Annotated in this window: 9 protein-coding genes; 2 read left to right on the forward strand and 7 right to left on the reverse strand. The window is 72.1% G+C overall.

Annotated features, from left to right (window positions below; translation table 11 throughout):
* Positions 1 to 107: 107 nt before the first annotated feature.
* Complete coding sequence (locus tag OG331_RS45690; protein WP_328429969.1) at positions 108 to 728, reverse strand: L-threonylcarbamoyladenylate synthase; 621 nt, start codon at positions 726 to 728, stop codon at positions 108 to 110.
* Positions 729 to 901: 173 nt separating this feature from the next.
* On the opposite strand from OG331_RS45690, the gene OG331_RS45695 reads away from it, so the two are divergent.
* Positions 902 to 2,434, forward strand: a complete 1,533-nt coding sequence (locus OG331_RS45695) for a helix-turn-helix domain-containing protein (RefSeq protein ID WP_406208659.1) — start codon at positions 902 to 904, stop codon at positions 2,432 to 2,434.
* A 125-nt stretch (positions 2,435 to 2,559) separates the two neighbouring features.
* Here OG331_RS45695 and OG331_RS45700 read toward each other — a convergent pair whose 3' ends face one another.
* Genes OG331_RS45700 through OG331_RS45725 form a run of 6 tightly spaced genes read right to left on the reverse strand, consistent with a single transcriptional unit; the run spans position 2,560 to position 8,010 of the window.
* Positions 2,560 to 3,810: a cytochrome P450 gene (locus tag OG331_RS45700; RefSeq protein ID WP_406208663.1), complete on the reverse strand. Its 1,251-nt coding sequence runs from the start codon at positions 3,808 to 3,810 to the stop codon at positions 2,560 to 2,562.
* Positions 3,807 to 5,045 (reverse strand): cytochrome P450, encoded by a 1,239-nt coding sequence (locus OG331_RS45705; RefSeq protein ID WP_406208666.1) that lies wholly within the window; start codon positions 5,043 to 5,045, stop codon positions 3,807 to 3,809. The genes OG331_RS45700 and OG331_RS45705 overlap by 4 nt, the downstream gene beginning before the upstream one ends.
* On the reverse strand, positions 5,042 to 5,686 hold the full coding sequence (locus OG331_RS45710; RefSeq protein ID WP_328883899.1) for an ATP/GTP-binding protein: 645 nt from the start codon (positions 5,684 to 5,686) through the stop codon (positions 5,042 to 5,044). The genes OG331_RS45705 and OG331_RS45710 overlap by 4 nt, the downstream gene beginning before the upstream one ends.
* Positions 5,655 to 6,020 (reverse strand): DUF742 domain-containing protein, encoded by a 366-nt coding sequence (locus OG331_RS45715; protein WP_406208669.1) that lies wholly within the window; start codon positions 6,018 to 6,020, stop codon positions 5,655 to 5,657. Before OG331_RS45715 ends, OG331_RS45710 begins: the two co-directional genes overlap by 32 nt.
* Positions 6,017 to 6,439: a roadblock/LC7 domain-containing protein gene (locus OG331_RS45720; RefSeq protein ID WP_328883901.1), complete on the reverse strand. Its 423-nt coding sequence runs from the start codon at positions 6,437 to 6,439 to the stop codon at positions 6,017 to 6,019. The genes OG331_RS45715 and OG331_RS45720 overlap by 4 nt, the downstream gene beginning before the upstream one ends.
* Positions 6,436 to 8,010, reverse strand: a complete 1,575-nt coding sequence (locus OG331_RS45725) for an ATP-binding protein (protein WP_406208672.1) — start codon at positions 8,008 to 8,010, stop codon at positions 6,436 to 6,438. The genes OG331_RS45720 and OG331_RS45725 overlap by 4 nt, the downstream gene beginning before the upstream one ends.
* 572 nt (positions 8,011 to 8,582) lie before the next feature.
* On the opposite strand from OG331_RS45725, the gene OG331_RS45730 reads away from it, so the two are divergent.
* The gene (locus OG331_RS45730; RefSeq protein ID WP_406208676.1) at positions 8,583 to 10,370 is read left to right on the forward strand and encodes a fatty acyl-AMP ligase; all 1,788 of its coding nucleotides are present in this window, start codon (positions 8,583 to 8,585) and stop codon (positions 10,368 to 10,370) included.
* Positions 10,371 to 10,409: the final 39 nt, after the last annotated feature.

Raw genomic sequence — 10,409 nt, forward strand, 5'->3', positions numbered from 1 at the left:
GGTCCACGGCGAACGGGTCGCCGACCCGGCGGAACCGGGTCGTCTCGCACATGGTTTCAGGCACCACACATACGGGCCGCGTCGCCCCCTCCCACTTGGGGACGGCTTTACTCGAACCGGGACGTGTCCCCCGCTCCCTTCCGCACGATCTCGGCCTCGCCACCCGAGAAGTCGATCACCGTCGTCGGCTCGGTGCCGCAGTCCCCGGAGTCGACGACCGCGTCCAGCACATGGTCGAGCCGGTCCTTGATCTCCCAGCCCTGGGTCATCGGCTCGTCCTCGTCGGGCAGCAGCAGCGTGCTGGACAGCAGCGGCTCGCCGAGCTCCGTGAGCAGCGCATGGGTGACGACGTGATCGGGGATGCGCACACCGACCGTCTTCTTCTTCGGATGCTGGAGCATGCGCGGCACCTCCCTCGTCGCGGGCAGGATGAACGTGTAGCTGCCGGGCGTCGACGCCTTGATCGCGCGGAACACGTCGTTGTCGACCCGCACGAACTGGCCGAGCTGCGCGAAGTCCTGGCAGACGAGGGTGAAGTGATGCCGGTCGTCCAGGCGGCGAATGGTCCGGATCCGGTCGATGCCGTCACGGCTGCCGAGTCGGCAGCCCAGCGCATAGCAGGAGTCCGTCGGATACGCGATGAGCGCACCCGCGCGGACGCTGTCCGCGACCTGGGAGATGGTGCGCGGCTGAGGATTGTCGGGGTGCACGTCGAAGTACTTCGCCATTCACCGAGCCTATGCCCTGGAGACCATGCGGCTGCGCAGGCACCCGAATAGCTGGTGCGTCCATGTATCGGTTCGGCTGGTCGGGCCGTTCGGCACCGTCTGGATGAGGGCGGGTGAGGTAACGTCCCGGGCGGTATGCCGTGAGTGACGTGCAGGACGAGGTGAAGGCCGACATGGCTGGCAGAGAGGACGGGGTCCGTCGGACGGGGGCGAGGAGCGCCGACGCCTCCGCGTGGGCGGAGGAGTTGCTGGACCACCTGCGGCCGAACGGACGGGACATCGGCAGGGTCGTCGCCTGGCTCGCCGACGCCGTGCAGGGCACCGCCTCGCTGCAGGACGACACGGGCGCGCTGCTCGCGGGCACGCTGCCGGACCTGGACGACGACCTCGTCGCGGCCGTCGCCGCCGGCCGCATCGCGTCGGCCGCCTGGGAGGGCCAGGGCCGCCACCTTCGTATGGTCCGGGTGTCGTATCCGAACCCGGCGTCGGCGGGCGTGCTCGCGGTGGCGCGCGAGACCCCCTTCGACCGGCGCAGCTCCGACATCCTCACGCACACCGTCCAGGTCATCGAACTGCTGCTGAAGGCGGGCGAGACGACCGCCGCCGGGCGCCGGCTCGAACGGGCGACGTCCGACCTGCGGCTGGCGATCCTGCAGTTGCTGATGGTGGAGGACACCGTCTCGGCGCGGCGCGTCGCCGCGGGACTGTGGCCCGGCCTGCTGGACACGGAATCCGCCTGCGTCTACGTCGTCGAGTGCACCGTGGAGGAGCGCGACCGGCTCGCCGAGGAGTGCATCGACGTGACGGGCGAGCAGGCGCTGGTCGTGCTCTGCCCGGCGGTGGACGAGCACGTCATCGTCGTCACGCCCGGCGAGGCCGCGGCCCGGGAACTGCGGACGCTGATCGGCCCCCGCCCGCGCACGTTCATCGGCGGCAGCGCCCGGCAGAGCCTGGCCCGCACCGCCACCGCCTACGGGCAGGCGGTGAGCGCCCTCGCCGTCGCGCACTTCCGGCCGGAGAAGGCCGCCGTCTACGCCGAACGCACCCACCCCGAGCGCCTCATCGACCCGGCGCCCCTGCGGGGGTGGGCGGCCCGTGTCCTGCACCCCCTCGACACCCTCGCGCACCACACCCGCGCCGAACTGCTCGCCACCACTCGGCTGGGCCTGGAGTTCACCGCCGTGAGCGCGGCCAAGGTCCTCGGCGTCAGCCGCAACACCGTCCGCGCCCGGATGGAACGCGTGGAAGCCCTGCTGCATACGGACTTCTCCGACGTGACCGCCCGTGCCGTGGTCCACCTGGCACTCAACACCCAGGTGAGCCTGGCGGACGTACCCGCCGCCGACGGTTCCGGGCAGGCGGCTCAGGCCTCGCTGCCCGACCTGCTGTCCGGGCCCGCCCTGCGCACCTGGGCGCAGGACGTGCTCGCGCGCCTGGAGAACGACACGCGGGACCTGCGCCGGACCCTGCGCACCTGGATCGCCGAGGGCGGCAACGCCGAACGCGCCGCGCAGACCCTCGGCGTGCACGCCCAGACCGTCCGCGAGCACGTCCGCAGCGCGGAACCCGTCCTGGAACGCCAGCTCCTCGCCGGCGGCAGCGACCTGTACGAGGTCGTCCTGGCCCATCTCGCGGTGGGCGATCTGGACCAGCCCGTCCTGCCCGCGCCGAAATCGGGCCTTCCGGACTCACTTGTGCACAGGTGAGCCCCGAGGGCGGCGCATCGGGCACGGATGCGATACCCAAGGCCTCCGTCATCGACGTAAGTTCGTCTTCCCGCGGGGGCACGACCGGAACGGGGGACCGGTCGCGTCCCCGCGCGCGAGACCGTTCAGGCCCGCAGCCGCACCGGAATCTCCTGCCATCCGAACGCGATGAACGACGGCACCTGACGCAGCTCCTCCGCACCGACGGCGAGTTGCAGGCCGGGGAAACGTTCGAAGAGGGCGGGCAACGCCGTCAGGGCCTCGACGCGGGCCAGCGGAGCGCCGATGCAGCGGTGCACCCCGATCCCGAACGCCAGATGGTCGTCGGCCCCGCGTGACGCGTCGAAGCTGTCAGCGTCCGGCCCGTAGTGCACGGGGTCCAGCCCGGCGGCGGCGTACGTGGTGATGATGGCGTCCCCGGCGGCAATGGTCACGCCTCCGATCTCGATGTCGGTGACGGCGAACCGCAGGGGGAGGGACGCGATCGACGGATGCACCCGCAGCGTCTCGTCGATCACCGCGTCCCAGCCGATCTCCCCGGAGCGTACGGCGGCCAGTTGCTCGGGGTGGGTCAGCAGGGCGACGACCGCGTTGCCGATGAGATTGACGGTCGTCTCGAACCCGGCGCCGATCACCAGCAGCAGCGTGTACACCAGCTCCTCGGCGCTGAGCCGGTCACCGTCCTGGTCGCGCACCCGGATGAGCTCGGTCGTCAGATCGTCCCCGGGGTGCTCGGTGCGGTGGGCGATCAGCGCCCCCAGCACCGTGCTGATCTGCTGCTGCACGAACGCGGCGTGCTCCGGGCTCGGGTCGGAGGTGTCCATGATGGCGGCGATGAGCCCGGCGGTGTGCTCCCGCAACTCCTCGGGCACACCGAACAGTTCGCAGATCATCCGCATCGGCAGCGGGTGGGCGAACCCGGCCTTCAGGTCGACGGCCGCGCCGGTCGCGTCGTCCGCGCCGCCCTTGTCGAGCGCGTCGAGCAGCTCCGCGGTGATCGTCTCCACCCGGGACCGCATTTTCTCCGTGCGCCGCTGGGTGAAGCTCGGCGCCACCAGCCTGCGCAGCCGCGTGTGGTCGGCCCCGTACGTCGAGAGCATGTTGATCACGCCGACCCAGCCCAGGATCCAGCCCCAGGAGGGGTGTTCGCCTATCTCGGGCCACAGCCGCCAGTGCCGGCGCGGGTCCTTGCTGACCCGTGCGTCGAGGATGAGCTCCTTCAGGGTGTCGTAGCCCGTGGGCGCCCACGCGGGGATGCCGCCGGGCAGCTCCACGGGCACGATCGGGCCGAGGGAGCGCAGCCGGGCCATCTCGGCGGTGATGTCGGCGCCGAACGGGTCGATGGCGACTCGGTCGGTACGGTCGGTCACGGTCACGACGGAACTCCTGGCTGGTCGGGGGAGCGGGGGCTGAACCGGACGGGCAGTGAGGTCAGCGAGCGGTGGAAGGGGCCGGGCCGCCAGGTCAGGCGCGCCCGGGGCAGGACCGGCTCCAGGTCGGGCAGCCACTGCGTGAGCCGCTCGATCGCCTCGGTGGCGATGAGCAGCGTGTGCTGCCGGACCGGGCAGGCGTGCGGGCCCGCCGACCACGACAGGTGCGAGGCGTCGTTGGGGTGGCGTCCGCCGGTGACCTCCTGCTCGGCGAAGTGCGCGAGCGCCCCGTAGGAGACGACGACCGGCACCGCGGCCCTGATCCAGGTGCCGTGGAACGACACCGGGTTGCGGGCGTAGTGGATGCCGTAGTTGGCGAGCGGCGTCTCGTGATGGAGGACCTCCACCACCGCGTCCGTCACGGGGCGGGCGCCGCTGGTGAGGGTGGAGTAGTACACGGGGTTGCCGAGGATGCGGGAGAGCGCGTTCGACACCAGGTTGGCCGTCGGCTCGTGTCCCGCGCCGAGGGTGAGGAACACCTGCCAGGTGACCTCCTCGGCGGTGAGCCCGGCGGGGTGGTCGAGGAGCCGGCTCGGCAGGTCGTCGCCACGCCGCTCGGCCTTGGCGGCGATCAGCTCCAGTACGTAGCCGCCGAACTCCGCCTCGCCTTCGGCCGCTTCGGCGCCGCCCTCCATCAGCTTGCCCAGCGCGGCGTTGAGCCGGTCGCTCTGGCTGTCGGGCATCCCGAAGAGGCTGTTGAACACCAGCGCCATCAGCGGCCGGGTGAACTCGGCCACCAGATCCGCCTCGCCCTTCGGCCCGAACCGGCCCACCAGCACCCGTACCGCCCGGTGCACGCGCGCCCGCAGGTCGTGCGGCTCGATCAGGTCGAAGGTGTCGATCAGCGAGGTGCGGTAGCGCACGTGGGCCTCGCCGTCGGCGAACAGCGTGTTGGGCCGCCAGCGCATCATGCCCAGGATCGGCGAGTCGTCGGCGACCGTGGCCTCCCACGGCCGAGGGTCGTGCGAGAACGTGTCCGTGTCGTGCAGCAGATCCAGCGCCGCCCGCCGGTCCGTGACGACGTACGCCGGCACGCCCGGCGCCAACTCCGCCCAGCCGACCGGGCCCTGGGCGCGCAGGGAGTCGTAGTAGCGGTACGGATCCAGCGCGAAGCCGTCCTCCCACAGCCGCACGGGGGCGGAGCGGGAGAAGGTCTGCCGGTCGGGGGAGTGGGTGGTCACCGGTCCTCCGGAGCGTGACGGTCGATCAGGTGCTGGACCAGCGCGAGCAGCGCGTCGACGGACGAGTCGGCGTCCCGCGCGTCGCAGGTCACCATGGGTGTGCCCGCCTCCAGGTCCAGGGCGGCGCGCAGCTGTTCCTCGGTGTGGTGCCGGGGCGCGTCCGGAAAGGCGTTGAAGGCGACCGCGTACGGCAGCCCCGACTCCTCCACCAGCCCCAGCACGTCGAACGACGCGTCGATCCGCCGGCTGTCGACCAGGACCAGGGCGCCCAGCGCGCCGTACGCGATGTCGTCCCACAGCGCCCGGAAGCGTTCCTGCCCGGGTGTGCCGAACAGGTACAGCACCACTCCGCCGGGCAGGCTGATCCGGCCGAAGTCGACGGCGACGGTGGTCGTCGTCTTGTCCCGCACCCCGGCGAGATCGTCCACCTGCGCGGACGCCTCGCTGAGCGGCTCCTCGGTGTGCAGGGGCCGGATCTCGGAGACGGAGTCGATCAGGGTCGTCTTGCCCACCCCGAAAGGGCCGGCGACCAGGATCTTGACCAGGTCGCGGGCGGAGTCGGGCAGGTGGATGTCCGCGGCCGGGCCTGCCGTGTCGCGGACGCCGGTGTCACGGGTTGTGCTTGAGGGCGCGAAGGCCATCGGCCACTCTCTTCAGCAGGTCGGGGTCGAAGCGTCCGGCGGGCGGGATCGGCGCACGGGCCAGCGCCAGGTCCCGGTCGACGAGTTCGGCCGCCAGGACCCGCACCGCGGACACCGGCAGCCGCAGCAGCGCCGCGGCCTCCACGACCGTCAGCGAACCGCCGTGCAGGGCATCGAGCAGGGCGAGTTGGGCGGCCGGAAGACCGGCCGACGCGGGTGTGCCGGTGCCCGTGAGCACCGACAGCCGCTCCAGCTGGGGCCGGCTGGGCCGGGCCACACCGCCGGTGGACAGATACGCGGGAACCAGGGGACGGCCGCCGCGGCGGCCCGTCATGCCCGTGCGTCGCCGTCGCCGCCTCGGGGCGCGGCGGCCATCGCCTTCTCGCCCAGCCGCGCCACCTGCGAGTGCACCCGGTGCGCGAGCAGGTCGAGGCGCACCTCCTCGTCCCCGTAGGCGGCCACACAGGTGCCGTGGTCCGTCGGCACGATCAGCACATACCCGTGGTCCGACTCGATCACCACCTGCCGTACCTCGGCGCCCTCCCGGTCGGCGAACGCGGCAGCCGCCGTACGGCACGCCGCCTGCACGGTGCTGGTGATCGCGGCCACCCGCTCGGCCGAGGGCCGGCTGAGCGCGTCCGTGTACCCGGTCACCAGCCCGTCCCGCGTGAGCAGCACGGCGGCGACCACGTGCGGCACCTGCAGGATCGGATCGAGCACCCACGCCGTGTCTCCCGTATCGCGGCTGGTCATCGAGCCGTTCCCCCTTCATGGTCGGTCTGTTCGGTGTCGTTCGCCGCGGCTTCGGTCGGCCGCTGCGCCGCACGCTCGCTCTCCGGCTCGGTCTTCGGTACGGCGGTGGAGGCGTCGTCGGCGTCCTCGTCGGCAGCGGACCGGGCGGCTGCGGTACCGGCCTGCAGCGCACCCAGCGCGGCGGCGGCCCGCTCCGGCCGGCGCACCGCGGGCCGCGAGGCGGGCATGTCACGCGCCGCCGCGGCGACCTGGGCACGACGCCGGCGCCGGGGCAGGCCACCCGTGTCGCGCGGGGCGTGATGCCCGGATACGGGGCCGGAGGCATCGACGTCGGGTTCGGCACCGTATCCGTGCGAGGCACCGGATCCCTCGGCCACCGGGGCGACGTCGACGGATGCTCCGGCGTCGCGTGCATCGCCGGCGGATGCTCCGGTTCCGGGGGCATCGTCGACGGATGCTCCGGTTCCGGGGGCGACCGTCGCTTCGTCGCGGGAGGACGTGCGCGTGGAGCGCGGCGCACTCGCCGCTGGCGGTCGCTCGGCGGGGTCGATATGGCTGAGCAGATGGCTGTCGACGCGCAGCACCGCCCGCACCCCGCCGTAGGGCGACGGCGACGAGACGTCCACGCTCAGATCGAACTGCCTGGTCAGCTGCCCGATCGCGGCGAGCCCCATGCGCGGCGGATCGCCGAGGTCGGTGAGGAGAATCGGCTCCGACCCCGCCACCAGCCGCTGCGCGCGGGCGCGTTCCTCCTGGGTCATGCCCAGGCCCGCGTCGTCGACCGTGACGCAGACGCCGTGATGGACGTGCTCCAGGTTGACCACGACGTCCGTGTCGGGCGCGGAGTGCCGCAGGGCGTTGTCGAGGAGTTCGGCGACGATGATCGCGACGGGCTCCACGGCGTGGGACACGAGCGCGGTGCCGGCGGTCAGGTGGTTGTGGACCCGGACCCGGTGGTAGCCCGAGAGCCGGGCCTGGCCGCCGGTCACCGCCTCCACCAGGTGCGACTCCTCCCGGGCGAGCCCGACCCAGGCCCCGCACACCACGGCCGCGACCTGCGCCCGCCGCAGCGACTGCTCGTTCTCGTGGTCCAGTTGGAACAGGGTCTGCGCCAACTCCGGGTCGTCGTACTTCTGTTGCAGCTGACGCAAGGCGTCCTGCAGCCGGTACAGGGCCGCCTGGATCTCGCGTGTCGCCCCGCGCATACCGGCCTGTGCCGCCGCGTCGATGCGGGTGCGCTGGGCGGTCAGCTCGGTGCGCAGTCCGCTCAGCACGTTCTCCAGCGCGGGACCCAGCGGCGACTGAGCGGTCTGCGGATGCAGCGGATCGGGTACGGCGACGTGGGGGTGAGCCAACTGGCGGGCGGCGGCCGGGACGCGCTGTGTCGCCAGATGCTCCACCTCGGCGGTGAACGCCTCCAGTACGCCTTCGAGTCGGCGGCGCAGGGCGGTGATCTCGGCGCGCTGCCTGGCCTGTTGGCGCTGTGCGCGCAGCAGCCCGCCGCCCAGGGCGAGCGCGGACAGCATGCCGACGGCGAGACCGCCGGTCGCCAGGTCCGGTAGTTCGATCATCGAGTCGGTTCCCAGGAAGTCGGTTCGGGGCAGTCGGGCAGGGCTCGGTCCGCAGCCTTGGGACGAGGCGTTCGCAGCACAGTACACACCGTCATCGACCGATCTCGCACGGTCGATCGATACTTGATTTCGCAACTGCCGGAACTCTGCTCACTTCTGCCTGGGACTGTCTGTATTGCCTATGGCGTAGGGGAGTTGGTGTCTTTGTCTGCCCCTGGGGGGTGCCCTATGGGTCTGTTCGGACGGCGGGGTGCTCGGCCAGGAACGAGAACGCCGGGGGTGGCCGTCGGGTGTGCGACATACCTCACTGCGCGAGCTGTGTTCGGACACGTAGGGTTAACACCCGTTCGGCCCGTCGGACCGAACGGAGTTGCTATCGTTCAACTCGCCGGTAGCAAGCCACACGGGGGACGTGAGGAGTCGGCGGATCAGCGTCGTCGCTCCTCGGCGAGTCGTCGGGACGAACGGTCGGGCAAGGGGGCCCGGGCCGGTCAGGCTGCTGTGTCCATCCAGCGGCTGAGCCTCGAACTCCAGTTCCTCGCCCACCGATCCAGACAGGTGAGACTCGCAACATGGTTCGATCCCTGGTCGATCTGCTGACCAAGCACGCCGCCCACCACCCCGACCGAACCGCCTACCGCTACCTCGCCACCGGCGACTGCGACGGTGCGATCCAGGAGATCTCGTACGCCCGTCTCGCCGACCGGTCCCACGCCGTCGCCGCCTGGCTCCAGGAGCGCGGCCTGGCCGGCTCCCGCGCGATGCTGCTGTACCCGCCCGGCCTGGAGTTCATCTGCGGCTACCTCGGCTGTCTTTCGGCCGGTGTCGTGGCCGTCCCGGGCGTCCCGCCGCAGGGCCGTTCGCAGAACCACCGCGCCCTCACCCGGATGAAGCGGCTCATCGCCGACGCCGACGCCAAGGTGATCCTGGGCGGCCGCGAGGTGATCACGGCCCTGTCCGGCATGGTGGAGCACCTGCCCGAGCTCGCCGACATCACCTGCGTCGCCACCGAGGACATCCCCGACGAGGCGGCCGCGGCCTGGCACGAGCCCGACCTCACCGCAGACTCGGTCGCCTTCCTCCAGTACACCTCCGGCTCCACCTCCGCCCCGCGCGGCGTCGTGGTCACCCACGGGAACCTGCTGGACAACGAGCGAGTCATCACCGAGCGCATGGGCCACACGCCGGACGCCCTCGCCGAGTACGACCACGAGATGTTCGTCAGCTGGCTGCCCGTGTACCACGACATGGGCCTCATAGGCCCCGTGCTCAACACGGTCCACCTCGGCGCGACCGCCACCCTGTTCTCGCCGCTGCACTTCCTGCAGCAGCCCCAGCGCTGGCTGACCGCGATCAGCCGCTACCGCCCGCACACCAGCGGCGGCCCCAACTTCGCGTACGAACTCGCCCTCAAGCACGCCGGTCCCGGACTCCTCGACGGCCTCGACCTCAGCAGCTGGCGCGTCGCGTTCAACGGCGCCGAACCCGTACGCGCCGCCACCCTGCGCCGCTTCACCGAGACCTTCGCCCCGGCCGGCTTCCGCCGCGAGGCCCTCTACCCCTGCTACGGCCTGGCCGAGGCCACCCTCATGGTCACCGGCGGCACGGTCCACACCCCGCCCACCCTGCTCCAGGCCCCCGAAACCGGCCCGCACGCCGGCCGGACCGACGCCGCGGCCGTCAGCTCGGGCCGCCCCGGCGCCGACCTCACGGTCGCCATCGCCGACCCCGAACGGCACGAGGAACTGCCCGAGGGCGACGTCGGCGAGATCTGGGTGCGCGGCGCGAGTGTCGCCAAGGGCTACTGGCGCAACGCCCTCGCCACCCGCGAGACCTTCCGCGCGACGCTGGCCGGCCACGAAGGCCGCTTCCTGCGCACCGGCGACCTCGGATTCCTGCGCGACGGCGAACTCTTCGTCACCGGGCGCCTGAAGGACCTCATCGTCATCGACGGACGCAACCACTACCCGCAGGACCTGGAACTGACCGCCGAGATGTCCCACCCGGCCCTGCGCCCCGGCTGCACCGCCGCGTTCTCCGTGGAAGCCGCGGAATCCGGGGAGTTCGAGGAGTCCGCGGAATCGGGGGAGTCCGTGGCAGGGCACGACGGGGGAGCCGGCGGTGAGCAGCCCGTCGTCGTCGCCGAGATCGCCCCTGACGCGGCGGCCGAGGCGGAGAAGATCATCGACGTCATCCGCAGCGGGATCGGCGAGGCCCACGGCCTGTCGGTGCGTGACGTCGTCCTGGTCCAGCCGGGCACCATCCCCAAGACGTCCAGCGGCAAGATCCAGCGCCGCGCCACGCGCACGGCCTACCTGGGCGGCACCCTCGCCGTGCTCGACGCGCCCGTCCTGAGCTGACCCCGCCCGGTCCACCGTCGTACGGCCACAGCACTTGCC

This window comes from Streptomyces sp. NBC_01017 (assembly GCF_045162795.1).
GTDB classification, from domain to species: Bacteria; Actinomycetota; Actinomycetes; order Streptomycetales; family Streptomycetaceae; genus Streptomyces; species Streptomyces machairae.

What these genes read in the sequence shown, in the direction of transcription:
- OG331_RS45690 (WP_328429969.1), bottom strand. Translation starts at nt 728, where the DNA reads ATGGCGAAGTACTTCGACGTGCACCCCGACAATCCTCAGCCGCGCACC.
- OG331_RS45695 (WP_406208659.1), top strand. Translation starts at nt 902, where the DNA reads ATGGCTGGCAGAGAGGACGGGGTCCGTCGGACGGGGGCGAGGAGCGCC.
- OG331_RS45710 (WP_328883899.1), bottom strand. Translation starts at nt 5,686, where the DNA reads ATGGCCTTCGCGCCCTCAAGCACAACCCGTGACACCGGCGTCCGCGAC.
- OG331_RS45715 (WP_406208669.1), bottom strand. Translation starts at nt 6,020, where the DNA reads ATGACGGGCCGCCGCGGCGGCCGTCCCCTGGTTCCCGCGTATCTGTCC.
- OG331_RS45720 (WP_328883901.1), bottom strand. Translation starts at nt 6,439, where the DNA reads ATGACCAGCCGCGATACGGGAGACACGGCGTGGGTGCTCGATCCGATC.
- OG331_RS45725 (WP_406208672.1), bottom strand. Translation starts at nt 8,010, where the DNA reads ATGATCGAACTACCGGACCTGGCGACCGGCGGTCTCGCCGTCGGCATG.
- OG331_RS45730 (WP_406208676.1), top strand. Translation starts at nt 8,583, where the DNA reads ATGGTTCGATCCCTGGTCGATCTGCTGACCAAGCACGCCGCCCACCAC.